This window comes from Arthrobacter sp. B2060, assembly GCF_059090445.1.
On the sequence record NZ_JBNHFR010000006.1, the window covers coordinates 203,187 to 228,233 of the forward strand.

The 25,047-nt window shown below is 64.7% G+C and carries 20 protein-coding genes and 1 pseudogene; 9 read left to right on the forward strand and 12 right to left on the reverse strand.

The features are described 5' to 3' along the window. Positions 1–8: 8 nt before the first annotated feature. Both AC5RUM_RS12970 and dinB read right to left on the reverse strand, forming a co-directional pair. Positions 9–380: an SCO2097 family morphological protein gene (locus AC5RUM_RS12970; RefSeq protein WP_494035292.1), complete on the reverse strand. Its 372-nt coding sequence runs from the start codon at positions 378–380 to the stop codon at positions 9–11. A 289-nt stretch (positions 381–669) separates the two neighbouring features. Next, a complete protein-coding gene (gene dinB / locus AC5RUM_RS12975; RefSeq protein WP_494035293.1) occupies positions 670–1,917 on the reverse strand; it encodes a DNA polymerase IV in 1,248 nt (415 codons plus the stop codon). Between the two features lie 75 nt (positions 1,918–1,992). On the opposite strand from dinB, the gene AC5RUM_RS12980 reads away from it, so the two are divergent. After that, positions 1,993–2,526 carry a hypothetical protein gene (locus AC5RUM_RS12980; protein ID WP_494035294.1) on the forward strand — a complete coding sequence of 178 codons (534 nt, stop codon included), beginning with the start codon at positions 1,993–1,995 and terminating at the stop codon, positions 2,524–2,526. After that, a complete protein-coding gene (locus AC5RUM_RS12985; RefSeq protein ID WP_494035295.1) occupies positions 2,523–3,617 on the forward strand; it encodes a polyprenyl synthetase family protein in 1,095 nt (364 codons plus the stop codon). The genes AC5RUM_RS12980 and AC5RUM_RS12985 overlap by 4 nt, the downstream gene beginning before the upstream one ends. 163 nt (positions 3,618–3,780) lie before the next feature. On the opposite strand, the gene AC5RUM_RS12990 is transcribed toward AC5RUM_RS12985, so the two are convergent. Continuing rightward, a complete protein-coding gene (locus tag AC5RUM_RS12990) occupies positions 3,781–4,134 on the reverse strand; it encodes an Rv2175c family DNA-binding protein (protein ID WP_400581372.1) in 354 nt (117 codons plus the stop codon). A 253-nt stretch (positions 4,135–4,387) separates the two neighbouring features. Between AC5RUM_RS12990 and AC5RUM_RS12995 the strand changes: the two genes are divergently transcribed. Beyond that, entirely contained in the window at positions 4,388–5,707 is a 1,320-nt protein-coding gene (locus AC5RUM_RS12995; RefSeq protein ID WP_494035296.1) for a lytic transglycosylase, read from the forward strand. A gap of 107 nt (positions 5,708–5,814) precedes the next feature. Beyond that, positions 5,815–7,995 (forward strand): Stk1 family PASTA domain-containing Ser/Thr kinase, encoded by a 2,181-nt coding sequence (locus AC5RUM_RS13000; RefSeq protein WP_494035297.1) that lies wholly within the window; start codon positions 5,815–5,817, stop codon positions 7,993–7,995. A gap of 112 nt (positions 7,996–8,107) precedes the next feature. Here the strand turns inward: AC5RUM_RS13000 and AC5RUM_RS13005 are convergent, their stop codons facing one another. Next, positions 8,108–9,499, reverse strand: a complete 1,392-nt coding sequence (locus tag AC5RUM_RS13005; protein ID WP_494035298.1) for a class II 3-deoxy-7-phosphoheptulonate synthase — start codon at positions 9,497–9,499, stop codon at positions 8,108–8,110. Positions 9,500–9,897: 398 nt separating this feature from the next. Continuing rightward, positions 9,898–10,584 (reverse strand): annotated as a pseudogene (locus tag AC5RUM_RS13010) (lysophospholipid acyltransferase family protein); the annotation flags it as partial. A 110-nt stretch (positions 10,585–10,694) separates the two neighbouring features. Here AC5RUM_RS13010 and AC5RUM_RS13015 point away from each other — a divergent pair. The 3 genes from AC5RUM_RS13015 to AC5RUM_RS13025 are packed head-to-tail and all read left to right on the forward strand — an operon-like array spanning position 10,695 to position 12,968. Then, positions 10,695–11,483 carry an alpha/beta hydrolase gene (locus tag AC5RUM_RS13015; protein WP_494035299.1) on the forward strand — a complete coding sequence of 263 codons (789 nt, stop codon included), beginning with the start codon at positions 10,695–10,697 and terminating at the stop codon, positions 11,481–11,483. Further along, the gene (locus tag AC5RUM_RS13020) at positions 11,480–12,292 is read left to right on the forward strand and encodes an alpha/beta hydrolase (RefSeq protein ID WP_494035300.1); all 813 of its coding nucleotides are present in this window, start codon (positions 11,480–11,482) and stop codon (positions 12,290–12,292) included. The genes AC5RUM_RS13015 and AC5RUM_RS13020 overlap by 4 nt, the downstream gene beginning before the upstream one ends. Next, positions 12,285–12,968, forward strand: coding sequence for a hypothetical protein (locus tag AC5RUM_RS13025; RefSeq protein WP_494035301.1), 684 nt, complete (start codon positions 12,285–12,287; stop codon positions 12,966–12,968). Before AC5RUM_RS13020 ends, AC5RUM_RS13025 begins: the two co-directional genes overlap by 8 nt. A gap of 32 nt (positions 12,969–13,000) precedes the next feature. On the opposite strand, the gene AC5RUM_RS13030 is transcribed toward AC5RUM_RS13025, so the two are convergent. Beyond that, positions 13,001–14,107, reverse strand: a complete 1,107-nt coding sequence (locus AC5RUM_RS13030; RefSeq protein WP_494035302.1) for an ROK family glucokinase — start codon at positions 14,105–14,107, stop codon at positions 13,001–13,003. A 173-nt stretch (positions 14,108–14,280) separates the two neighbouring features. Between AC5RUM_RS13030 and AC5RUM_RS13035 the strand changes: the two genes are divergently transcribed. Beyond that, the gene (locus tag AC5RUM_RS13035; protein WP_494035303.1) at positions 14,281–16,104 is read left to right on the forward strand and encodes an AMP-dependent synthetase/ligase; all 1,824 of its coding nucleotides are present in this window, start codon (positions 14,281–14,283) and stop codon (positions 16,102–16,104) included. Positions 16,105–16,204: 100 nt separating this feature from the next. Here the strand turns inward: AC5RUM_RS13035 and AC5RUM_RS13040 are convergent, their stop codons facing one another. Both AC5RUM_RS13040 and AC5RUM_RS13045 read right to left on the reverse strand, forming a co-directional pair. Continuing rightward, the gene (locus AC5RUM_RS13040; protein WP_494035304.1) at positions 16,205–17,587 is read right to left on the reverse strand and encodes a MinD/ParA family ATP-binding protein; all 1,383 of its coding nucleotides are present in this window, start codon (positions 17,585–17,587) and stop codon (positions 16,205–16,207) included. A 131-nt stretch (positions 17,588–17,718) separates the two neighbouring features. Beyond that, positions 17,719–21,114 (reverse strand): pyruvate carboxylase, encoded by a 3,396-nt coding sequence (locus tag AC5RUM_RS13045; RefSeq protein WP_494035305.1) that lies wholly within the window; start codon positions 21,112–21,114, stop codon positions 17,719–17,721. Positions 21,115–21,418: 304 nt separating this feature from the next. Here AC5RUM_RS13045 and AC5RUM_RS13050 point away from each other — a divergent pair, with 304 nt between their 5' ends. Next, positions 21,419–22,240 carry a ParA family protein gene (locus AC5RUM_RS13050; protein ID WP_494035306.1) on the forward strand — a complete coding sequence of 274 codons (822 nt, stop codon included), beginning with the start codon at positions 21,419–21,421 and terminating at the stop codon, positions 22,238–22,240. Positions 22,241–22,349: 109 nt separating this feature from the next. Here AC5RUM_RS13050 and AC5RUM_RS13055 read toward each other — a convergent pair whose 3' ends face one another. The 4 genes from AC5RUM_RS13055 to AC5RUM_RS13070 form a co-directional block, all read right to left on the reverse strand. Continuing rightward, a complete protein-coding gene (locus AC5RUM_RS13055; RefSeq protein ID WP_215051712.1) occupies positions 22,350–22,946 on the reverse strand; it encodes a MerR family transcriptional regulator in 597 nt (198 codons plus the stop codon). A 252-nt stretch (positions 22,947–23,198) separates the two neighbouring features. Then, a complete protein-coding gene (locus tag AC5RUM_RS13060) occupies positions 23,199–23,702 on the reverse strand; it encodes a bifunctional nuclease family protein (RefSeq protein ID WP_205652606.1) in 504 nt (167 codons plus the stop codon). Beyond that, a complete protein-coding gene (ftsR, locus tag AC5RUM_RS13065; RefSeq protein ID WP_494035307.1) occupies positions 23,702–24,418 on the reverse strand; it encodes a transcriptional regulator FtsR in 717 nt (238 codons plus the stop codon). The genes AC5RUM_RS13060 and ftsR overlap by 1 nt, the downstream gene beginning before the upstream one ends. A 22-nt stretch (positions 24,419–24,440) precedes the next feature. After that, entirely contained in the window at positions 24,441–24,917 is a 477-nt protein-coding gene (locus tag AC5RUM_RS13070; RefSeq protein WP_494035308.1) for an FHA domain-containing protein, read from the reverse strand. Positions 24,918–25,047: the final 130 nt, after the last annotated feature.

Here is a 25,047-nt window from a genome sequence, read left to right on the forward strand (position 1 = left end):
GGCGGAAGTCAGGACTCTCCGCGGCGCCTTTCATCCCAGCGCTCTTCAAGGCTGCTCATGAACGAGCTCTTGCCCTTGGACTTCTTTCCCCGACCACCGGCCTTAGCCTTGCCGCTGGAAGCACTGCGCATGGTGGCGAAGTACACACCCGCTCCCATGACGATGAATCCAAGGACACCCACGAAGATGTTCTGCATGGAAACCCCCACCAACAGGAGCAGGACTCCCGCGAGCGTCGCGAGTACGCCAATCACAATGTGCCGGGTGGACCAGGTGCGGCCAGGATCCGAGCCCATGGAACTGGCGAACTTGGGATCGTCCTCATGCAGTTGCCTCTCGAGTTGCTCGAGCAGCTTCTGTTCGTGCTCCGAGAGCGGCATCACGACCTCCTTAAGTAGGCCAACGTCCGGACTGGTCAGGATTAGCTGTTCCTGCCTCGTCAACGACCGGCATGCTGTACAGGTTCCCGGCACTTCCATCGTTGGCAGGTCCATGGATCCAAGCATACGGACGCGGGCGGGTCAGGTGATCCACACATGTCCAGACGTTCGAAATCTTTGTATCTCTAAGGATAGTTTGTCGGGCGGTGTTGTGAAAGACGCTTTCGTGTGCTGCGACGCCGAAAGACGCCAGAACTCAAGCAAAAAAATCCCGCGCCCGGCCATCAGCTCAGGTCTGCTCCCGCGGCGTCCTGGCAGCGCCCGTTCCGCCGTCCAGCAACCGTGCCGGAAGGACTGTTTTATGGCCGAATTTCTCCGCCACGCGGTCCAGCGCCTGCTCAGCCGCCCGCCAGTTGTCATCCCGCCTGTCCAGGCTCAATTGCAGTGACGTCTGCGCGGCTGGCTCGAGGTGCTCGGCGCGGACGCCTACAAGCCTGACTGACATAGACCGGCTCCCCAGGGACTCCAGCAGTTGGACGGTTATGGCGTAGATCAACTGCGCGCTGTCAACGGGAGTATGGACTGTCCTGCTCCGGGTTACCGTGGAGAAATCGGAGTACCGCAATTTCAAGGCCACGGTCCGCGCCACCATTCCGGACGCCCGGAGGCGCTCCGCTGTCCGGTGGGACAGGCGCAGCAACTCTTTGTGGAGAAGTGCGTCATCGGCGGTGTCCACGGCGAACGTTTCCTCCGCCCCTATGCTCTTCTCCAGCCTGACGGGGGTCACTGCCCGTGGATCGATGCCCCACGAGAGGCGGTGGACGTGCTCGCCGGTGGCACCCAGGACCTTCTTGAGTGAGGCGACAGGAGTAGCGGCGACGTCAGCGACCGTGCGGATACCCATTCTCGCCAGTACATCCGCCGTCTTGGAACCGACGCCCCACAGTGCATTGACCGGCAGGCTGTGCAGATAAGGCACTGTCTCCTCGGGCCGTATGAGCAGCAGGCCATCGGGTTTGCAGCGTGTGGAGGCGATCTTGGCAACGAACTTGCTGGCGGCAATGCCCACTGAAGCGGTGATGCCCAGTTCGCTGACCACCCTTCGCCTGATAAGTTCGCCAATGGCCTGTGGCGGGCCCAGCCTGCGGATAGCTCCCCCCACATCAAGAAATGCCTCGTCCACGCTGAGCGGTTCCACAAGTTCAGTGATCGATTCGAAGATGGACATGAGCTGCCCGGACACCTCGTAGTAGAGCTTGTGACGTGGCTCGATGATGATTGCCTGCGGACACAGGCGGTGGGCCACGACCATTGGCATCGCAGACTTCACGCCGAATGCGCGTGCTTCGTAGGAGGCGGACAGGACCACGGAGCGGTCCGCCGGAAATCCGACAATTACCGGCCTGCCGCGCAATTCCGGGCGTCCCCGCAGTTCCACGGAAACAAAAAACGCGTCCATATCCACGTGCAGAATGCTGCAGCGCCGGAGCTCCCGAAGGCGCGCTTCGAATTGCTCTCTGTCCTGGTCCGGCACCACATCTGCAATCCTATGCCCTGGGGCTGACTAAACTGGAGGCTGGATCCGGCATCAAACCCCAGGAGGAACACACCTGTGAAGGTCATTGGAACCCACATGCCTGCATGCCTCGGCCTGCTCGCGGCTGGCACTGTGATGGTGGTGATGTCCGCCTGCACTGCACCTGCGCCCGGGCCCGCCGCAACTACTGAAGCTGCGGCAGCCACTACGGCCTTGGCCCAGACCAGCACCACGACGCCACCCAGCCCGTCGGCATCTCCCGGCACCTCAGCCACAGTGGGCGCCGTCGTGGCAGGGTTCCCGCAGAAGCTGCTTCCGCTCATGCCGGGGGCCAAAGTCGCCGCGAGCAGCTTCGACAAGTCCTCCTCCCCCGCCACCGCCGCATTGGTGGGTTCCGTGGCCGCCAAGCCGGCCGCCGTCGTCGCGTTTTATACGAAGGCGCTCGAAGCGCAGGGATTCAAAGCCGTTCCGGGGAGCAAGGTTGGTTCGGTGGTCTCGAAGGACTTCGTCCGGGCGGGCAACGAGACCGTGAACATTGCGGTTCCGGAGACCGCCGGAGTGTCCACGTTCACCATCGGGGCCAACGTGGCGCCTGAGTCCGTCAAGTGACGGTGGCCGAACAGCTCCGTGTGGAGCAGGCAGCCTTCGTAGCCGCCGTCGCGGGCAAGCTCACCGACTTCCTGACGTCGAGGCACTCCGTGATGACGGCCATCTCGCCCGACATCGATCCCATCATGGGGTCGATCTCAAACCTTGTCACCGGAGGCAAACGGCTGCGGGCCCTCATGTGCTACTGGGGCTGGAGAGGTGCGGGAGGGCCGGCCGACGCCGATGATGTGATCACCGCCGGCGCGGCGCTCGAACTCTTCCAGGCCGCCGCGCTCATCCACGACGACATCATCGACCGGTCCGACACGCGGCGTGGAGGCCCCAGCGTGCACCGCCGGTTCAGTCAGCTGCACGAAAGCCAGGGCTGGGCCCTGGACAGCGAACGCTTCGGCCATGCAGCCGCCATCCTGGCCGGGGACCTCTGCCTGTCCTTCAGTGAGGAAGCATTCACGGATATCGGCAAGCAGGCGGCCTCAGGGAGCAGGGCACGGCTGATCTTCAACCTCATGCGTGCCGAGGTTATGGCGGGGCAGTACCTGGACATCCTGGAAGAGGTGGCCGGGCCTGTGCGGGACCGTGCCGGCGCCGTGAGCCGCGCCCAGTCAATCATCCGGTTCAAATCGGCAAAGTACTCCACCGAACACCCGCTGGCCTTGGGCGGCGCGCTCGGGGGTGCCTCGGATGACCTGCTGCGCGGATACTCCGCCTTCGCGCTTCCGCTGGGCGAAGCGTTCCAGCTTCGCGACGACGTCCTGGGCGTTTTTGGGGATCCTGTCACAACCGGGAAGCCGGCAGGGGATGATCTCCGTGAAGGCAAGCGGACAGTGCTCGTGGCTTTTGCCCTGGATATGTCCTTGCCCGAGGAATCAGCATTCATCGACGCGAAGCTGGGCAGTCCTGACCTGGGCGAGGAAGACGTTGCGGAGATCCGCAGGATTATTGCGGACTGCGGGGCGCTGCACGCCACCGAAGTCCTGATCGAGGAGTTCGGAGCGGCCGCGTACGGCGCACTGGAACTGCTCCCGCTGGACGACCTGCCCAAGACGGCATTGAGGAAGCTGGCCGAAGCAACGGTAAGCCGCGCATCGTAGATGCACTTTTGACTACCTCGACTGGATAGGCCGCTGAAATGCGGGGCGGTTGTTCCGCCCCGCATTTCCTCTTGACTCGTTAACGCGCTAACGATTCCCAGCCAGCCAATTAGCCAGGCAGGCTTACCAGGGAAGCTCGCCAGGCAGGCTTTCCAGGCCTCGCTTACCAGGCCAGGGATTGGGCGCGCCGGCGGATTTCAGTCTTGCGGCCGTCGCGCAGGGCGTCGATTGGCCGGCCACGGAGGGATTCGTCGGGCGTGAAGAGCCAGGTGATAAGTTCTTCGTCGGAATAGCCCGCGTCTGACAGCACGACGATGGTGCCCTTAAGGCTTTCCACAACGTGTCCGTCCTTCAGGAAGGCGGCAGGCACCGATCGGATGCGGCGTTCGCCCACGCGGAGGGCGGCCAGCGCGCGTTCATCCAGCAACCCATGGACTTTGGTGATGGAAACGTCCAGCAACTGGGCTACGTCGGGCAGGGGCAACCAGTCGCCAACAAGGCTTTCTACAGTACTCACGCGTCAAGGTTGCCATGGCGGACACCCGCACGCCTAGTCGGTTCGCTGGCGCCCCGCATTTTCGACGCCCTCTCGCGGCGACACACCCAAACAAACCGACTTCCTCAGCGCGGCCAGATTCTTGTGCTATTTGGAAAATCGTGAGAGATTCTCATAGATCACATTTGTAACAGCAATAACTCAAATAACATTAGAATCATTAGTCACACTGGCCTGACCGACAGCATTCGCCGCTGAGAAGAGGATCTTTCCCATGACGACGACCAGCTCGCCCAAGCAGCCCCCCAGGCCCAGCCTGCCTATGATCGCGGCGACGACGGCGACGCTTCCCGCCGTGATGCTGTCCTCCCTGGCGGTCGCACAGCCCGCCGATGCCGACGCCCGACCCACTGCGATACCGGCAACGCTGGCCGCAGCCATGGAAGCCCAGGCCGCAGCTGCCAAGGCGGGCGTCATTCCTGCAGCGTCGGTACCGGCAGCCATTCCGTCCGGGCTCCAGCCTGCCCGCGTCACGCCGAGCAGCCACAGGGTTGTGCGCGGAGATACCGTCAGCGGCATCGCCCACCGGTACGGCCTCAGCACCTCGGCAGTTCTTAGGCTCAACAACCTGAAGGTCAACTCGGTGATCTATCCGGGTCAGAAGCTGAAGCTGAAAGGTGCCGCAGCCCCGGCGCAGAGGAACGCGGCTACATCTGTTGCACCAGCCAGTGCAGGCGCGAAAACGTATACCGTGAAGTCGGGTGACACCCTGGGCGGCATCGCTGCCAGGCATGGCGTGAAGCTGTCCCAAGTCTTGAGCTGGAACCGGCTCTCCCTGTCCTCGATCATTTACCCTGGCCAGAAAATCCGGATCGGCGCCGGCGCCGCAACGCCTGCTGCTCCGGCCCCTGCGGCCACGGCAACGTCCCGCTCCTACACGATCAAGTCCGGCGATACCCTGTCGGGGATCGCAGCACGGCATGGTGTCCGGCTCGCAGACGTGCTGTCCGCGAACCGGCTCAAGGTAACCAGCATCATCTACCCCGGTAACAAACTGGTCATCCCGGGCAAGTCCACAGCCGTCCAGCCGGCCTCCAGCGTCACTCCGCTGGTGCCCAGCTCCTTCCTCGGCTATACATATCCGGCTGCGGTGGTGGCCTCCGCCAATAAGAACAAGGCATTGCTCAACGCGTCGCCGGTGCCCTCGCTGGCGCAGATGAAGTCCATCGTGGCGGATACGGCGCGGCGCATGGGCGTGGATCCGGCATTGGCCCTGGCCTTCGCCTACCAGGAGTCGGGTTTCAACCAGCGCGCCGTGTCCCCTGCCAATGCCATCGGCACCATGCAGGTCATACCTTCCTCGGGCGAATGGGCATCCGACCTCGTGGGCCGCAAGCTCAATCTGCTCGACCCCTATGACAATGCCACCGCCGGTGTTGCCATCATCCGGCAGCTCATCCGCACCAGCAAGAACCTCGACCACGCCATCGCCGGCTACTACCAGGGCCAGTACTCTGTCAGCAAGTACGGCATGTACTCCGACACGAAGACTTACGTGGCGGCGATCAAGGCGCACCGAAAGAACTTCTCCTAGCCTGCCGGGCCCGTCATCCGCGTGATCGGGGCCATTGAGCATAACGATACGGGTCCGGATCGCATTTCGATCCGGACCCGTATCGTTGCAGCGATTAGGATCGTAGAGTGCAGGAAAAGGTGTCGGACAGTCTCGTTGGTTCCCTGGTAGATAACCGTTACCGGGTGAATTCGAGGCTGGCAAGAGGCGGAATGTCCACGGTCTATCTGGCCACGGACCAGCGGCTGGACCGCGACGTCGCGTTAAAGGTCCTTCATCCGCACCTCGCCAGCGACGATAATTTCCTTGACCGGCTCTCGCGCGAAGCCCGCTCTGCCGCAAAACTCTCTCACCCCCATGTCGTGGGCGTCCTGGACCAGGGACACGACGGCCAGACGGCGTACCTTGTCATGGAATACATCAAGGGCCACACGCTCCGTGATGTACTCCATGAGAAAGGCGCCCTGTCTCCGCGGCTTGCCCTCGCCCTCATAGATCCGGTCGTGGAGGGCCTCGGCGCCGCCCACGATGCCGGCCTCATACACCGGGACGTCAAGCCGGAAAACGTGCTGATCGCCGAAAACGGCCGCATAAAAATCGGCGACTTCGGACTGGCCCGCGCCGTGACCACCACCACGAGTACCGGCACGCTCATTGGAACGGTGGCATACCTCTCCCCGGAACTGGTGCTCGGCAAGCCGGCAGATGCCCGAAGCGACATTTACTCCACCGGAATCATGCTCTATGAGATGCTGACCGGCCAGCAGCCCTTCGACGGCGAGGTTCCGATCCAGGTTGCCTATCAGCACGTCAATTCTGTAGTTGAGCCACCGTCGGGCCTCGTCCCGGGGCTGGCCGAGGAAATCGACGAACTGGTGCAGTGGTGCACGGCCAACGACCCGGAAAAGCGACCCGTAGACGGCAACGCCCTCCTCTCCGAACTCAGGCACATCCGCACCAACCTCTCTGACGCGGAGCTCGACCTGCAACCTCCGGCAGCACTGCACTCGGCGGATGCAGCCGGCCCCGCAGGCAGCCCGGTCGCCTCCCGTGCCGGACGCGCCATGGCGGCGCCCCCGGCGCCGGCCCGCCTCCCATCCGGAGCGCCCATCCCGGGGAACCACACAGAGGTGCTGTCCCCGGTGAACGAGGCCACAGTTCAGGGGCCCGGGGTGCAGCGCCCGACGGAAGTCATCTCCCATACCAGCAACCCCACCACCATCTTCCCGGCCCGGCGACTGCCCGAGAAGTACGGATTCGATGAAGACGATATGGCGGCTGCCGTTCCGGTTGACTATGGTCAAAGCGGGCAGACTCAACGGCCCTTGAGCAAGCGCGAACAGCGGAAACAGGACCGCGTCGACGAAAGAGCACGCGTCAGGGCTGCCGCAACGCCCCTTCGTACGCTCCGCGAAGGCAACGCGCGGCGGCGTGGCGTACTCTGGATCGTCATCCTGGTCATTGCGGCGCTGCTGGCCACCGGTGCCGGCTGGTTCTTTGGGATGGGGCCCGGCTCCCCCGGCACCGTGCCGACAGTGGCCAACAGGACCGTCGCCGAGGCCCAGCGGCTCCTCCAAGGGGCCGGCTTCCAGTCCAGCACGCAGGACGTGTTCGACGACGACGTCCGTGCGGGGCTCGTCGTGGGCTCGGACCCGGGGGCCGGAACGGAGATCCGCAAATACGAGCAGGTTTCGCTGTTCGTATCGAAGGGTCCCCAGCTGTTCCCGCTTCCGCAGCTGCCGGGCAAGTCCCTTGACGCCGCCAAGGAAGCCCTCAGCGGAGCTGAGATGGCCCTGGGTAAAGTCACGGAAAAGTTTGATGAAGAGGCGCCGGCAGGCACAGTCCTCGCCCAGTCCCCGGCCGCGGGAACGCAGGTCAGGCACGGAACACCGGTGAGCCTCACCGTCTCAAAGGGCCCGCAGCCCATACCCGTGCCGAACGTCCGCGGACAGGAACAGGCCGCGGCCTTCAGGGCCATCGAGGCAGCCGGACTGGTAGCCGTCGTGGCGGATAAAACCGTCAATGACCGCAACATTCCGAAGGGCTCCGTGGTCAAACAGGAGCCGGCCTCCGGAACACTGACACGGGGAGGGACTGTTACCCTGACCATCTCCGAGGGCCCGAAACTCGTCAAGGTGCCGAACTACATCGGGGAGCAGGTCCGAGACGCCCGCGAGGCATTGGAGAAGCGCGGATTCGAAGTTCGCGTCAACAACGTCCTTGGCGGATTCTTTGGGACGGTTCGTGACCAGGACCCCGTTGACATTGAGGTTCCCGAAGGATCCGTAGTGACGCTAACCGTCGTTTAGGGCGGGCCGCAACTGGATCGGCATCGAGCCCCTAACGTCAGCCCCGGAACCTTCGATGGCGCCGGGGCCCGGGCCGGACTAGTACCGATTAAGGACTGGTGCCGGTTAAGGACTAGTGCCGGGTAAGGGCACCGGCCACGAGGAATGCCATCTCCAGGGACTGCATGTGGTTCAGGCGCGGGTCGCACACAGACTCGTAGCGGTCGAGGAATGCTTCCTGGTCGATGGGGTCGGCACCGCCCAGGCACTCTGCGACGTCGTCCCCCGTCATTTCGACGTGCAGGCCACCCGGAACAGTTCCCAGCGCGTGGTGCACCTCGAAGAAGCCGCGGACTTCGTCGATAACGTCATCGAAATTGCGGGTCTTATAGCCGTTCGGCGACGTGACGGTATTGCCGTGCATCGGATCGGTGACCCACAGAACCTGGGCACCGGAGGCGGTGACCTTTTCCACGACCGCGGGAAGCTTTTCGCGGATATTGCCCGCACCCATCCGGGTGATGAAAGTCAGGCGGCCGGGCTCGCGGTTTGGATCCAGCTTGTCGATCAGCCGCAGGGCGTCATCACCGGTGGTGGTGGGGCCAAGCTTCACACCGATCGGGTTACGGACACGCGAGAGGAAATCGACATGCGCGTGGTCCAGTTCGCGGGTCCGCTCACCGATCCAGAGGAAGTGGGCGGAGGTGTCGTAGGGGAAGCCGGTACGCGAATCGATGCGGGTGAGGGCGCGCTCGTAATCGAGGAGCAGCGCCTCGTGGCTGGCGTAGAATTCAACGCGCTTCAGTGCTTCGAAGTCCGCACCACAGGACGCCATGAACTTGATGGCACGGTCGATGTCCCGCGCCAGGGATTCGTAGCGGGCATGGGCCGGGTTTTCGGTGAACCCCTTGTTCCACTGGTGCACCAGGCGGAGGTCCGCGAAGCCGCCCTGCGTGAAGGCACGGATCAGGTTCAGCGTGGAAGCGGAGGTGTGGTAAGCCCGGAGCATGCGGCTGGCATCGTGCCCCCGGGACTCAGGCGTGAAGTCGTACCCGTTGACGATGTCTCCGCGGTATGCCGGAAGGGTCACGCCGTCGCGCGTCTCCTCGTTCGAGGAGCGGGGCTTGGCGAACTGGCCCGCCATCCGGCCCATCTTGATCACGGGCATGGCTGCACCATAAGTAAGGACCACGGCCATCTGCAGGATGGTCTTGACCCGTGCACTGATCTTGTCCGCCGTGGCGTCGCCGAACGTCTCGGCGCAGTCACCGCCCTGCAGCAGGAACGCCTTGCCCTGTGCAGCGGCTGCGAGCCGATCACGGAGCTCATCGACCTCGCCGGCGAACACGAGGGGTGGAAGCGCCGAAAGTTCCCGAACGGATGCGTCGAAGACGTCCCTGTCCTGCCACGTTGGCTGCTGCGAGATGGGAAGGTCCCGCCAGTTGTCCAGACCCGGATAGTTGGCGGCGCCGCTCTGTGCGGTGCTGGTCAGGGAAGAGGCAGGTTTTGCGGATAGCTCAGTCACACTACTAAGAGTAGTTGCCCGAACAGGCATCGGGACACCCGGGCGGTCATTGACCCGGGCCCGGCGTCATATCTACAGCAGGCGTGAATGCTGAAGGGCGATTAGGCACGGCGGGGGGAACCGGCGTCAGTATCCTCCCCGGGTCCTTGACCCGAACCGTTGCCGGGTTCCCTTCCCGGCAACGCCCTAGGCTCTCCGGCACGTGCGGGGTACTCCCCCGCCGCGGTTCCCGGCTCATCCGGCCCTGCAGCGCCGTCGTCTGTCGGGGTGCTGCCCGCCTGGCTTTCGGCGGGCAGGCTCTCGCCCGCCTGGCTTTCGGCGGGCAGGCTCTCGCCCGTTTGGCTTTCGGCGGGCAGGCTTTCTGCCGGCTGGCTTTCGCCGGAAACGGCTGCGGCAGCAGGGCCCTTGCCCGCCAGCCGCAGCTTGACCACTGCGGCGTACTCATCGACGTATTCCTGCCCTGAGAGGCGCATGAGCTCGTACATGATCTCGTCGGTCACAGATCGCTGGATCAGCCGGTCGTCAGCCATCTCGTGATACCGGCTGAAGTCCAGGGGTGCCCCGAAGATCATGCCGATGCGTCGGATGTTGGGGAGTCTTTTTCCAATCGGCTGGACCTTGTCCGTGCCGATCATGGCCACCGGAATGACCGGGACCTTGGCTTGCAGCGCCAGCCGCGCCACTCCCACCTTGCCCCGGTAGAGGCGGCCATCGGGGCTTCGAGTCCCTTCTGGATAGATCCCCAGCAGGCCCCCATGCGTCAGGACATCCATGCCGGCCTCAAGCGAGGCGGCGGAGGCGGCCCCGCCGGAGCGGTCCATGGGGAGCTGGTTGGTCAGCCGGAAGAACAAGGCCGTCAGCCGGCCCTTAAGCCCGGTGCCCGTGAAGTACTCCGATTTCGCCAGGAAGATGACGGGCCGGGGCACCGTGAGCGGCATGAAGATCGAGTCCGAAAAGGACAGGTGGTTTGACGCGATGATTGCTGGACCCTCGGCAGGCAGGTTATCCAATCCTTTGACCCACGGCCGGAATAGAGTGCGGAGTACCGGACCCAGGAAGATCCTTTTCATGACCCAATAAAACACGTGTCCAACCCCTCCGGAAGGCAGCTGGCAGGCACTCCCAAGGGCCTGCCGGCACTGCAATGCAACCCTACTCTAGTGAGATTTGCACGGAACAGTGACACGATGGACACATGACAGGAAGCAGCGACCGGACCAGGCCCGCCGCTTTCAGCTACCCGGGCCATGGCCCCAATGCGCGCATCGGAATCGCCATCTGTCACGGCTTCACCGGCAGCCCGTTGAGCATCCTGCCGTGGGCCCAATATCTGGCCGATCGCGGCTTCGCAGTCTCGGTGCCGCTCCTGCCCGGCCACGGAACCGACTGGCAGGACCTGGCGCGCAGGGGCTGGGCGGACTGGCACCGCGCTTTCGAAGATGCATTTGTGGAGCTGGCTGCCAGAACCGACACCTGCTACGTGGCCGGACTGTCCATGGGCGGGGCCATTGCCCTCCTGACGGCCTCCCGCCGTGAGGTGGCGGGGGTGGCAGTGGTCAATCCAGGACTAAGCTTCTACGATCGGCGCGTCCGGGTCATCGGGCTGCTGAAGTACTTCCAGCGGACTACCGTCCCCATCGAGGAAGAAAATCCGACGGCGTCCCCCACCGAAGACGGCGATTATTCCCGCACGCCGCTCGCCGCCGTCCATCAGCTGAAAAGGCTGTTCGGGGCCGCCGCCCGCGGCCTCCCCCGGGTCACGGCACCGGTCCTGGTCTTCAAGTCGCAGAACGATGCTGTTGTGCCGCCCACGTCCCTGGCGATGATCCGGAAGCGCCTGGCCTCGGGGAGCCTTGAGGTTGTGCCGCTGGAACACAGCGGCCATGTTGCCACCCTGGACGTCGACGCACAGGAAATTTTCGAAGCCTCGGAGAGGTTCTTCCAGGTGCATGCCCGCAGCAACGTATCGACGGAGAAGCAATGAGCATCCTTCCGGACCACAGTCCGTTCAGCAGTGCCTTCTCCGGAGAGGGTCCGAGGGTGGGCGTCGCCATCTCGCACGGGTTCACCGGGAGTCCGCATGCCGTGCGGGCGTGGGCAATGGCGTTTGCCGCCGAGGGTTTCGCCGTGCGCATGCCCCTTCTTCCGGGCCACGGAACCTCATGGCAGGAACTGGCACGCACCCGGTGGACAGACTGGCACGATGCCCTGGATAGCGCATATCTGGAACTGGAAGCCGAGTGTGATGTGGTTTTTTCGGCAGGCATCTCCATGGGCGGCGCCCTTGCCCTTCGCATCGCCGCCACGCGTCCCGTGGCCGGTACCGTCCTGGTCAACCCGGCGCTGGTCATCGACGATCCCCGCGCGCCATTGGCCGGCATCCTTAAACTCGTACTCAAGAGCACACCGGCCATTGGCAACGACATCCTCAAGCCGGATGTCAACGAAGGCGCCTATGACCGGACCCCGGTGGCCGCAGCGCACGAGTTGAACAAATTGTTCAGGGCCACCCGGCTGCTGCTGCCGCGCGTGACCGCGCCCGTCCGCGTTTTCCGCTCCACCGTGGACCACGTCGTTTCCGACTCGAGCATCGTTGCCCTCCGCCGCGGCTTGACGCACGCGCCTCTGGAACTGACCATGCTGGAGAACAGCTACCATGTAGCCACCCTCGATAACGACGCCGGGCAAATCTTCAGCGGCTCGCTGGACTTCATCCGGGACATCCTTGCGGAGACCCGCCCCGGTCCAGACCAGTCCGCGACAGCCAGCCAGAAGGGCGACCCCAATGAATAGGCCCGATTCAAATTCGTCCGACCCCAGCGCAAACCAGGACGACGCCGTCTGGCTTGACCTGGTGGCCAGGCTCGAAGGAGACACCACCGGCGGCACGGCCGAGCCGGGTGCCGGCAACCGTACCCATCCCGGCCTTAGCGCCCCCAACGACTCGATTGACCCTCACGGCGGGAAGGACCCTCGCGACGGCGTCACGAATCCTCCCGCAGCAGACGGCGCCGTGTCCGGTGCTGCCCCCGGCACTGCCGCCGGGGGGACCGCTAAGCGCTTCAGTGACTTTGACCCACTGGGGCTGGCTCCCCGTGCGGGTGCGCCCATCGAGTTGTCAGCGGCGGAACGGGAACGCGCGGCAGCCCGGCAGCACGCCGCAGAAACCGCCGGATCTGACGAAACCGCCACGCCGGAAGGTCCGCGCGACTATGAGGTGGATGACGAAGACGACGCATTTGTGCCCGAGGATCCGCCCAGCCTCGCTGGGATCGATCCGTTGACCATGCTCGCCTGGCTGGGGGCAGTGGGTGCCCCCGTGGCGCTGGTGCTGTCGGCGATGTTCTGGCGCTCGGCTCCGCTGCTGGCGATCCTTGGCATGGTGGTCAGCTTCGTGGGCGCGGTGGTTTACCTCATCATGAAGCTGCCCCAGGAGAAGGACGAAAACGACGACGGCGCCCGCGTCTAGGGTCGCGAGCAGCTGAGCGGCCAGCGTGAGCGTCAGTTGGCCGTGCGGCTGCCGACCCGTGACAGATCCGCCGCGCCGATGAGTCCGGCATGCGGCCCAAGGTCAGCCAGGGCGATTTCCGCGGCGGGCCGGAATCCACGGCCCGTGAGGTTCCGGGCAAAGGCCTTCCGGGCAGGCGCCACGAGGAGCTCTCCTGCGGCGCAGAGCCCACCGCCGATCACGAATTTCCCGGGATCCAGGGCCGCGGCCAGGTTGGCCAGCCCGAGCCCCAGCCAGTCACCCACGTCTTCCAGGAGTTCCCTGGAGGCTGCGTCCCCGGAGATGGCCAGTTCCGTGACAGTGGCTCCCGTGATGCGGTCGGCCTGCCCATCGACGGCTTTGAGAAGTTCCTGAGCCACCGGAGAGTTCGCCAGGGCAAGCTCGCGGGCCTCGCGGCCGAGGGCGTTGCCGGATGCGTACTGTTCCCAGCAGCCGCGGTTGCCGCATTCGCAGCGGTGGCCGCCGGGCATGATGATCTGGTGGCCGAATTCGCCGGCAACACCAAAGCGGCCCCGCTCGACGCGACCGTCCATCACCATGGCCCCGCCGATTCCCGTCCCGAGCGTGATGCACACCAGGCGGTTCTGTCCCTGGCCGGCACCAAACCGCCACTCAGCCCAGGCGGCTGCGTCGGCATCGTTGACCAGCATCACGGGGCGGCGAAGCAATCGCTCCAGGTTGTCCCTGAGGGGTTCATTGCGCCATGCCAGGTGGGGGCTGAACAGGACGGTTCCGCCGTCGAGATCCATCCAGCCGGCGGCGCCTATGCCCACCGACCTGATGCGTGCTCCACGGCTGAGCTCCTCGACGAGCTCAACGATCACCCGCTCGACGGCACGGGGATCGCTGCCGGGAGTTGAGCGTCTGGCTTCGTTGAGAATCCGTCCCTCTGCATCAACCACGCCGGCTGCGACTTTGGTGCCGCCAATGTCGATGCCTATGGCGAGACCAGTGCCCGCGGGGCGAAGATACTGCCGGAGCGTCCGGTAAGGTGCGCTGCCGCCCTGGTGGCCGACCGAACCGCGCCGCCATGCCCGCGGCCGGGACCGTCGCGTGGTGCTGGCGGGTCCGGACTGTTCGCTCGGCGGGAAAGGCTGCATAATCCCCCATTCTAGGTGCCCGAGTCGGGCCTGCGGCTGCCCAGGGATTCTTGGCCGGACCTCATCGATCACGTAAAGTTACTGACGAGTAACCATTTGGTCCCCGGTCCTTGATCGACGGGTACTAAGGTTAGGACTAACCGCAGCGGTCTACGGATATCAGAGGAGCTATTGTGCGCGAATTCAGTGTTCCGCCCCTGGTCAGCGTCCCCCCGGACACCAACATCACGGACCTCCTGGTGCGCCAGGCGGCCAAGGCGTCGAATCCGGCGCTGTTTTCCCGGCTGGATGCCGCCGGTCAGTGGCAGGACATTGTCGCCACTGATTTCCTGGCGGACGTCTCCGCCCTGGCCAAGGGACTAATGGCCAGCGGCGTGGAAGCCGGGGACCGGGTGGGGATCATGTCCCGGACGCGCTATGAGTGGGCGCTGGTCGACTTCGCCGTCTGGTTCGCCGGCGGCGTGTCCGTTCCCATCTACGAGACGTCATCCCCGTCCCAGGTCGCCTGGAACCTCGGCGATTCGGGCGCGGTGGCGGCCTTCGGCGAGACCGACCACCACGAGAACGTCATCAGGCAGGCCGCCACATCCGAGGGGCTCACCGCCCTCACGCACGTCTGGCAGCTCGAAGGCGGCGGCCTCGAAGCCCTCCGGGAGGCCGGAAAGGACATCAGCGACGCCGACCTGGAGTCCCGCCGGCACGCCGCGAAGATCAACGACACCGCCACGATCATCTACACCTCGGGTACCACGGGGCGCCCCAAGGGCTGCGAACTGACACACGGCAACTTCGTGGAGCTTTCGGAGAACGCCCTCGCTACCTCGCTGCGCCAGATCGTCAACGAGCAGGCCCGGACCATCATGTTCCTCCCGCTGGCGCACGTCTTCGCACGGTTCATCTCCGTTCTTGCGGTGGCCGCAGGCTCCACCGTGGCCCACACGCCCGATATCAAGCACCTCCTCCCGGATCTGCAGAGCTACAAGCCCACGTTCCTGCTCGCCGTGCCGCGCGTGTTCGAGAAGGTCTACAACTCGGCGCTCACCAAGGCGGAGGACGGCGGCAAGGGCCCGATCTTCCACAAGGCCGCGGACACAGCTATTGCCTATTCCCGGGCACGGCAGGAAGGCAAGATAGGGCTGGGCCTGAAAGTCCGTCATGCCCTATTCGACAAGCTCGTTTACGGGAAGCTGCGCGCCGCCATGGGCGGCCAGGTGGCGCACGCTGTCTCCGGCGGCGGACCGCTGGGTGAGCGGCTTGGCCACTTTTTCCAGGGCATTGGATTGCAGATCCTGGAGGGCTACGGCCTGACCGAGACCACGGCCCCCGTCAGCGTGAACACTCCCGAGCGGATCAAGATCGGCACGGTCGGCGCGCCGCTGCCCGGAAACACTGTGAAAATTGCCGACGACGGCGAGATCCTCGTCAAGGGCGTCTGTGTCATGCGGGGCTACTACAAGCGCGAGGACCTGGCCGCCGAGGCGTTCGCCGACGGATGGTTCCGCACCGGAGACATCGGCCAGCTCGATGCCGACGGGTTCCTCACGATCACCGGCCGCAAGAAGGAAATCATTGTGACCGCTGGGGGCAAGAATGTCGTTCCCGCTTTGCTGGAGGACCAGATCAGGGCAGACGCGCTGGTATCGCAGGTGCTCGTGGTGGGCGACAACCGCCCCTTCATCGGTGCACTGGTGACCCTCGACGAGGAAGCACTTCCCGGGTGGCTGCAGCGCCACAACCTGCCGGCGGAAACCACCGTGGCCGAGGCTGCCGACAACGAGACCGTCAGGGCGGCCGTGCAGGAGCTGATCAACCACGCGAACCAGTCCGTCTCGCAGGCAGAGGCCATCAAGTCGTTCAGGATCGTTCCCAGCGACTTCACCGAAGCCTCCGGCCACCTGACCCCCTCCATGAAGGTCAAGCGGGCTCAGGTTATCAAGGATTTCGAGACGGTGATCGAGGAGATGTACGCCGCGCCCAGACCCGCGCCGGCAACCTAACCGTCCCTACCGCATCAAAGGCAAAAGCCCCGCCGGAAACTGAACAGTCAGAAACGGCGGGGCTTTTTGCGCTTATGCCTTCCATGCACACCCGGCTGGATCAGGCCTGCTGAAGTTCCTCTATCACCAGGGCCGCCAGCTCCACGGCAGCACTGCGTGTGGCCGGCTTGAGCTGGCTCAGCTGGATGCGCGATCCCTCGGCCAGGTGCCGGTCGTGGGGAATCCGCACTACATTCTTGACCCGGGACAGGAAGTGTTGCTCGATTTCATCAATATTCACCAAGGTACGGTCCCCGGCGGCCATGTTGATGACTACGGTTGCCTTGGCCACCAGGTCCTGGCGCCCGTGGGCTTCCAGCCAGGACAGCGTTTCCGAAGCGAGCCTGGCCTCATCGACGCTGCCACCGGACACGAGGACCACGGCATCTGCCTTTTCGAGGGTGCCTTTCATGACGGAATGGACCATGCCGGTCCCCGAGTCCGTCAGTACGATCGAGTAGTAGCGCCCAAGAATATCGGTGACTGCCCGATAGTCAGCGTCATCGAAGGCGTGGGCCACCATGGGATCGGTGTCGGAGGCCAAAACATCCAGCCGTGAGCCGTCCCGGGCAGTGTAGTTGGACAACTGCGCGAACGAGTCGACCGTGAACCGGTCCTTGACCAGCTGGCGCGCCGTGAAATCCGCCCGCCCGGGGGAACGGTCTGACAGTGTTCCGCGGTCGGGGTTGGCGTCCATGGCGATCACGCGGTCTTCGCGCAGGTCCGCCAGAACCATCCCCAGGAGGGTAGTGACGGTGGTCTTGCCCACCCCGCCCTTGCGTGAAAGTACAGGGACATAGCGCGTGCGCTCCCCCAGGCGCATGGCGATCCGGTGCTCCATGGCCCGCTGGATACGGATCCGGTCCGAATCGCCCAGGTTCACATAACCAAAAGTGACCGTGTACAACCAGCGTCGCCAGCCGGCAACGGGTGCGGCGGCGGCTTTGTTCAGGAGGCGATCGGCGGTCAGCGCAGCGGCCGGCTCTGGACCCTCGGGGCGTTCACGCCGCCCCCCGTGGTTCTCCGCATTTACCGCCGCAGCTTCGGCCGCCGTTTCGGTGGTGTCTGATTCTTCTTCGGCTTCGGCTGTGGCTGCCTCGACGGTGTCCAACGCAGCGGTGTCCGGGGCGGCAGCCTCTGGCGCGACTGTCTCTGGGGCCGCTGGGCCCGCTGCATCGACGCCCACCGTGCCCACCGTAGCTACCTGCAGACCTGCAGGCACGGTCCCCGGCTGCGGCACCGCCCTGAGCGCCGAGAGCGAGCCGGCAGACGTGCGGTCCTGTGCGTCGGAAACGGTCACAACGCTGATGTCTCCGGACGAGGCAACACCGGCGGCTTCGGCCGGGGAAACCCCGCCGGCTTTTTCACCGGCTTCCGCCGGAGCGGCAACCATTGGGGCGCGGTTCGGTCGCGGCCCGGGTTTAGGCGTATCAGTCTGCGTCATGGCTTCCGCTCTTTATGGTTTCTGGCTGAAATGGCTGTGGGGGCGGCTTTCGCCGTCCCCACAACCTTTTTCTGGCTTCTACCATACCCGCAGGGCGGGCGTGGACGTCCAGTCAGCTATTCAACAGTCATCTACTCAACAACGAGCAGCAGGTCTCCGCCCTGGACCTGTTCCACAGAGGAAATGGCGATCCGCGTGACTTTGCCGCCCACTGGCGTCGTGATGGATGCCTCCATCTTCATGGCCTCGATGGTGGCAACGGTGTCGCCGGCCTTGACCGTGTCGCCTACCTTGGCCGTCACCGTGACAGCGCCAGCGAAGGGTGCAGCGACCTGTCCAGGCTGCGCCGGGTCGGCCTTTTCGGCTGTCTTGACGTTGCTGACCACAGACTTGTCACGGACCGAGACAGGACGGGACTGGCCGTTGAGCGTGCACATGACAGAGCGCATGCCCTTCTCGTCCGGCTCCGAGACGGCCTCGAGCGAGGCTATGAGGCGGACACCCTTCTCCAGCTGGATGACGTGCTCCTGGCCACGCTGCAGTCCGTAGAGGTAGTCGCGGGTGTCCAGGACAGAAACGTTGCCGTACGTCTCCACGCTCTTCAGGTAGTCCTTGGTGGGGCCGGCGAAGAGCAGGCGGTTCAGTGTCTGCTGCCGGGTCTTCGAATCCCCGCGAAGCGCAGCGCTGTCTTCGGCGCTGAGCTCGGCGTCGCGGACCTTGATCTTGCGGCCCTGCAGCGCCTTGGTGCGGAACGGCTCAGGCCAGCCCCCAGGCGGGTCACCGAGCTCGCCGGACAGGAAGCCAATCACCGAGTCCGGGACGTCGTAGTTCTGCGGGTTCTCATTGAAATCGGCGGGGTCGGCGTTCAGACCCACCAGGTGCAGGGCGAGATCCCCCACCACCTTCGAGGAAGGCGTAACCTTCACGAGGCGACCCAGAATGCGGTCCGCGGCGGTGTACATGTCCTCGATGGCTTCGAACCGCTCGCCCAGGCCGAGTGCCATGGCCTGCTGCCGGAGGTTGGAGAGCTGGCCGCCCGGGATTTCGTGCTGGTAGACACGGCCTGTGGGTCCCGGCAGTCCGGACTCGAACGGGGCGTACACCCTCCGCACTGCCTCCCAGTACGGTTCCAGCGAGCTGACGTTGGCGAGGCTGAGCCCGGTATCCCGCTCCGTGTGTGCCAGCGCCGCGACCAGTGCGGACGCTGAGGGCTGGCTGGTTGTTCCGGCCAGGGAGGCCGATGCGACGTCCACGGCATCCACGCCAGCGTCCACCGCTGCGAGGAGCGTTGCGAGCTGCCCGCCAACAGTGTCGTGGGTGTGGAGGTGGACGGGGAGGTCGAACCTTTCCCGGAGGGCACGGACCAGTTTGGCGGCCGCGGCCGGCCGCAGCAGCCCCGCCATGTCCTTGATGGCGAGGATGTGGGCGCCGGCGTCGACGATCTTCTGCGCCAGCTCCAGGTAGTAGTCCAGCGTGTAGAGGTTTTCCTCCGGGTCGAGCAGGTCACCCGTGTAGCAGAGGGCAACCTCGGCGACGGCGGTGCCGGTGGCACGGACCGCGCGAATGGCCGGCGCCATCTGGTTGACGTCGTTCAGGGCGTCGAAGATCCGGAAGATGTCGATGCCGGTAGCGGCCGCCTCGTTGACGAACGCCTCGGTCACCTCTTCCGGGTACGGGGTGTAGCCCACGGTGTTCCGGCCACGGAGCAGCATCTGCAGGCAGATGTTCGGCAGCGCCTTCCGCAGCGCCGCCAGACGGTCCCAGGGATCCTCGCCCAGGAACCGCAGTGCGACGTCGTAGGTGGCGCCGCCCCAGGCCTCGACGGAGAGCAGGCCGGGAAGCAGCGAGGACACTGCAGGACCGGCAGCCACCAGGTCCCGGGTGCGGACGCGGGTGGCCAGCAGGGACTGGTGGGCATCACGGAACGTCGTGTCCGTGACGGCTACAGCCGTCTGCTCGCGCAGGGCACGGGCAAAGCCTTCCGGCCCCAGCTCCTGCAGCCGCTGGCGCGAACCCGGCTGGAATTCGTTTTCCCGCACGGCCGGCAGCTTATCGGCCGGGTCGGTGTGGACTGTGAGCTCGCCATTGGGCTTGTTGACGGTGACCTCAGCCAGCCACGTCAGCAGCTTGGTACCGCGGTCGGCCGAGACACGGGCCTTCAGCAGCTGCGGGCGCTCGTCGATAAAGGACGTGGCGACGTCGCCCGCGATGAAGTCGGCGTCGTCGAGGACGGCCTGCAGGAAGGAAATGTTGGTGGACACCCCACGGATGCGGAACTCGGCAAGGGCACGGCGAGCCCTGGCCACAGCGGCCGGATAATCCCTGCCGCGGCAGGTGAGCTTGACGAGCATCGAGTCAAAGTGGGGGCTGATTTCGGCACCCGAGTAAACCGTACCGCCGTCGAGCCTTACGCCGGCGCCGCCGGCCGAACGGTAGCCGGTGATCTTTCCGACGTCGGGGCGGAAGCCGTTGGCCGGGTCCTCGGTGGTGATGCGGCACTGCAGCGCCGCGCCCTTGAGGAACACGGTCTCCTGAGAAAGGCCAAGGTCGGCCAGGGTTTCGCCGGAGGCAATCCGCATCTGCGCCTGGACGAGGTCGACGTCGGTGACCTCCTCCGTGACCGTGTGCTCCACCTGGATGCGGGGGTTCATTTCGATGAAGACGTGCTGCCCGGCGCGCTCCCCCACGGTATCCACGAGGAACTCGACGGTTCCTGCATTGACGTAGTTGAGGGCCTTGGCGAACTTCACGGCGTCGCGGTACAGGGCCTGCCGGATGCCTTCGTCCAGGTTAGGGGCCGGAGCGATTTCGATAACCTTCTGGTGGCGCCGCTGAATGGAACAGTCACGCTCGAAGAGGTGCATGACGTTGCCCTCGGCGTCGGCCAGGATCTGCACCTCAATGTGCCGCGGACGGAGCACGGCCTGCTCAAGGAACATGGTTGGGTCACCGAACGCTGCGTCAGCCTCGCGCATCGCGGACTGCAGCGCCTCGGGCAGCGCTTCGCGGGTATCAACGCGGCGCATGCCGCGTCCACCACCGCCGGCCACGGCCTTGGCGAAGATCGGGAAGCCGATCTCGTCGGCAGCGGCGATCAGCTCATCGAGGTCCTTCGAGGGGGCACTGGACTTCAGCACGGGGACGCCGGCCTTGCGGGCAGCCTCCAGCGCGGCGACTTTGTTGCCGGCGAGCTCGAGGACCTCGGCGGGCGGCCCGACGAAGGTGATGCCGGCAGCCTTGGCTGCCCGCGCAAGGTCCGGATTTTCGGAAAGGAAACCGTAGCCGGGGTAAATGGCATCCGCGCCGGCTTCCTTAGCTACCCGCACCACCTCGTCAACGTCCAGGTAGGCCCGGACGGGGTGGCCTTCCTCGCCAATCAGATACGCCTCGTCGGCCTTCTGGCGGTGGATCGAGTTACGGTCCTCGTTGGGGAAAACGGCGACTGTCTTGGCGCCCAGCTCGTAGCCGGCGCGGAACGCGCGGATTGCGATTTCACCGCGGTTGGCCACCAGAATCTTGGAAAACATGCTGCTCCTGCATCATCGCGGGTGTATCGGTAAGTGGTCACAGTGTGTAAGACGCGTGCCGTGAAACACAAATCATTGTGTTGACCGTCACAGAATTATCCGTCATTTCGCAGCCACATTCATTCCCTCCCCGGCCGGGACCCGGAAGAGCCGCCCGGCGAGCCATGCCCGGACCCGATAAGAAGGGATTAGGCGCCGGCTCCACATATGATGAATGGGGCGGCGAAGCCTGTCCCCCTGTTCCGGCAGTACCGGAACATCAACTACCCCAACACGGCAACCGGCGTTAGGTATTGGTTTTCAAGTGCAAGTAGTCAGCATCAGCAGCCTCAAAGGCGGTGTCGGCAAGACATCCGTCACAACCGGATTGGCGTCTGCGGCACTGGCCGCCGGCATCCCCACCCTCGTTGTGGATCTGGATCCCCATGCCGACGCCAGCACTGCCCTGGGAGTGCAGCCGAGTGACAAGCTGGATATCGGCCGGATGCTCAAGAATCCCCGCAAGGCCCGGCTTCCGGAGAATGTCGTTTCCAGCGGGTGGACCGGGCGGGTCCAAAGCAACGGCTCGGGTCCCGCCGTCCTGGACGTTGCCGTGGGCTCCGCCTACACCGGGGTGTATGACCGCCCCGACCTCGGCAAGCGGGACCTCCGCCGGCTCTCCGCCGTTTTGGCAGGTGCGGAGAAGTATGAGCTCGTCCTGGTGGACTGCCCTCCGTCCCTGAATGGACTGACCCGCATGGCCTGGTCCGCCAGCACCAAGGTGGCTCTTGTGGCCGAGCCCGGCCTGTTCTCCGTGGCGGGGACTGAGCGCACCATGCGGGCCATACAGCTGTTCCGCCAGGAATTCGCCCCCAATCTGTCCCCTGCAGGCATCGTCGCCAACCGGGTCCGAAGCGGGTCTTCCGAGCACGCGTTCCGCCTGGCCGAAATGCAGTCGATGTTCGGTGACCTCCTGCTGACGCCCCACATTCCGGAACAGGCAAACTGGCAGCAGATCCAGGGCGCCGCGCATTCCATCCACCACTGGCCCGGCGACTCCGCCAAGTCAGCGGCCGGACTGTTCGACGCACTCCTGGGCAACCTGATGTCGGCCGGCCGGGCGAGCCGCAGCCGCAGTAACCGCTGAGCCACGCGCGCCCGAAAGAGCGAAGGCCGCCTCCCCGATGGGGAGGCGGCCTTCGCTCTTAATCTTCTGGAGCCATAAATCCTCTGGATGCCCAGGAAGGTGTCCGGGCTTAGCCGGTCTTGCGGGCGGCCCGGCGCTTGCTCAGCTCGTCATCGGGAAAGGTCTGGTCGCTGGCATGTTCGCTGGGCAGGGACGCGAGGCTCCCTTCAACTTCGCGCCATACGCGGCCGACAGCGATGCCAAATACACCCTGTCCGCCCTGGACGAGGTCGATGACCTCATCGGCGGACGTACATTCATACACGCTGGCGCCATCGCTCATGAGGGTGATCTGTGCGAGGTCTTCGACGCCGCGCTCACGCAGGTGTTCCACGGCTGAACGGATCTGCTGGAGAGATACACCGGTGTCAAGCAGCCGCTTGACCACCTTCAGGACCAAAATGTCGCGGAAGCCGTACAGCCGCTGCGAACCGGAGCCGGCGGCGCCGCGGACAGCCGGTTCAACCAGGCCGGTCCGGGCCCAGTAATCCAGTTGGCGGTACGTTATTCCGGCCGCTTTGCAGGCCGTGGGTCCGCGGTATCCGGCGTCCTCGTCCAAGACCGGGAGGTCCTCAGTGAAGAGAAGGCCCTGAGCACCGCTTGCGGGCACAGCTACGCCGGCCGTTGAGGGCTGCTTCAGCTCGCCTGCTTCGCCTTTCGGACTCACGTGGATCCTCCTTGTCATGAGCTCCCCTGGGGAACTTGCTGCAACAGCACTGCACGCACGGGAGTCAAAATGAAACTCATGCATGTAATTCCGCCGGAGTAGCACTTTCCAGTGTGACCCGCGCGGCTGTTGTACGCAATGGGAACTTGGTACCTTCGACGTTAGGCCTGCCAGGGCCCAAGGTCAAAGATGTTCAGGTCATTGAAAGGGCGTGTCGAAACTTTCAGCCTGAACTTTAACCTTAACGTGACCTTAGCCGTCGAAGTCTTCCGGCTCCACGTCATCCAGGAACTCACGGAACTGGCGCAATTCACTTTCTTCGTCCACGGTGGGGCCCTGCTCTGTGTCCTCCCCCTCGTCGTGTTCGGTGATCCGCACTCCGGCCTCATCCATCACAGAATCCGCGCACCAGATCCGGCATTTCGCGCGCAGGGCGATGGCCAGGGCATCCGACGCTCTGGAACTGACGGTGGCGCCGTTATCGAACTGGAGTTGTCCGTAGAAGATGTTGTCTTCCACGGCCACGATGTTGACGCTCACCACGGCATGTCCGAGCGTTTCCACGACGTCCACCAAGAGGTCATGCGTCATGGGGCGCGGCGGTACCACGCCCTGCTGCGCCAAGGCGATCGCGCTGGCTTCCGGCGTGCCGATCCAGATGGGCACGTGGCGCTCCCCGTGGATCTCCCTCAGGAGCACCAGGGGCTGGTTGGAGGGCAGCTCGATCCGGACGCCCACAATCTCGACTTCGATCATCAGATCTCCATCCGTGAAATACGGTCCTGGACCAGAGCCCGGTGCAGGGTCAGGCAAAGGTCGCTGATTTCCCGGGCCGCCTCTGCGGCCCTGGCCTGCGAGGCTGCATCCTTGCGGGACGTCAGCGTTGCAACGGCCCGTTCCACCAGCCCGAACTCCCGCTCAGCCGCCGCCTGGAAGGGCCGCAGATGGCGGGGTTCCAGTCCGTGGCCCTCCAGCTGAACGCAGGCGCGCGCCACCTGCAGGGCGTGCTCATCGAACATGCCGTTCGAATGACCGATCAGCCCGAAACTGAGCAGCGACTGCAGAAGCGGCACGCTCGCGCCGGACTCCGCCCGCAACTGTTCCTCGCTGAGCTTGCGCGACTTGTTCTGAAGTTCAGCCGCCAGCTCATCGGAAACGATCCGCGGAGAGACGGTCACGCCGGGCGGAAGGTTATCCGGACGCTCTCCCCGGTCGATGGCATCAAGATAATCCTTGATCACCTTCAGCGGCAGGTATTGGTCGCGCTGGAGTGACAGGACAAACCGCAGACGCTCTACGTCGCTGTCTGAGTACTGCCGGTAGCCTGCCGGCGTTCGCCGGGGATTGATAAGTCCTTTTTCCTCAAGGAACCTGATTTTAGACGCCGTCATGCTCGGGAAATCGTCGCTCAACTGAGCGAGGACCTCCCCGATGTTCAGGACCAGGGGTCCACGGCGCTCCGGTTGTGCCATTGCCACAGGCAGCCGCTCCGAATCAGGCGCGTCCTGCTGCGCGGGCAGGGCTCAGGTAGAAGGTGAGTCGGAACTTGCCGATCTGGACTTCGTTTCCGGACTTCAGCTCCACGCTGTCCACGCGGTCATGGTTGACATACGTGCCGTTGAGGCTGCCGGTGTCCACGACTTCGAAGCTGCGGGGAGTGCGGCGGAATTCGACATGCCGGCGCGAGACGGTCACGTCGTCAAGAAAAATGTCTGCATCCGGGTGCCGCCCGGCGGTGGTGACGTCGGAGTCGAGCAAGAAACGGGCGCCCGAGTTGGGGCCGCTGTGTGCTACCAGCAATGCGGAGCCGGAGGGCAACGCCTCCACGGCCGTCCTCTCCTCCGGAGAAAGCTTGGGCACGATCGTTGGCTCGTCGCGGACCGGAGTGAGGTTGATCGAGGTTGTCTCCGTGGCCCTGCCCACGTCCGTGCCGTAATCACCGCCGGTGTGGTTCTGTTCGCCGCCAACCATGGATTCCTCCTCCTTCGTTGCAGATGTCCCCCTGCAATCAACGCGTACCGTCCGGAAATGCGTGGCACCTCCGGTTTGCCGTGCGCCGGCCGGGCCTTTGGACCCCAAGACTGGAAACCAGCACTGGATA

Bases quoted from the DNA above. Each gene is read 5' to 3' on its own strand.
- AC5RUM_RS13025 (WP_494035301.1), top strand. From the start codon at position 12,285: ATGAATAGGCCCGATTCAAATTCGTCCGACCCCAGCGCAAACCAGGAC.
- AC5RUM_RS13040 (WP_494035304.1), bottom strand. From the start codon at position 17,587: ATGACGCAGACTGATACGCCTAAACCCGGGCCGCGACCGAACCGCGCC.
- AC5RUM_RS13015 (WP_494035299.1), top strand. From the start codon at position 10,695: ATGACAGGAAGCAGCGACCGGACCAGGCCCGCCGCTTTCAGCTACCCG.
- AC5RUM_RS13060 (WP_205652606.1), bottom strand. From the start codon at position 23,702: ATGATCGAAGTCGAGATTGTGGGCGTCCGGATCGAGCTGCCCTCCAAC.
- AC5RUM_RS12970 (WP_494035292.1), bottom strand. From the start codon at position 380: ATGCCGCTCTCGGAGCACGAACAGAAGCTGCTCGAGCAACTCGAGAGG.
- AC5RUM_RS12995 (WP_494035296.1), top strand. From the start codon at position 4,388: ATGACGACGACCAGCTCGCCCAAGCAGCCCCCCAGGCCCAGCCTGCCT.
- AC5RUM_RS13070 (WP_494035308.1), bottom strand. From the start codon at position 24,917: ATGGTTGGCGGCGAACAGAACCACACCGGCGGTGATTACGGCACGGAC.
- AC5RUM_RS13030 (WP_494035302.1), bottom strand. From the start codon at position 14,107: ATGCAGCCTTTCCCGCCGAGCGAACAGTCCGGACCCGCCAGCACCACG.
- AC5RUM_RS13020 (WP_494035300.1), top strand. From the start codon at position 11,480: ATGAGCATCCTTCCGGACCACAGTCCGTTCAGCAGTGCCTTCTCCGGA.
- ftsR (WP_494035307.1), bottom strand. From the start codon at position 24,418: ATGGCACAACCGGAGCGCCGTGGACCCCTGGTCCTGAACATCGGGGAG.
- AC5RUM_RS13045 (WP_494035305.1), bottom strand. From the start codon at position 21,114: ATGTTTTCCAAGATTCTGGTGGCCAACCGCGGTGAAATCGCAATCCGC.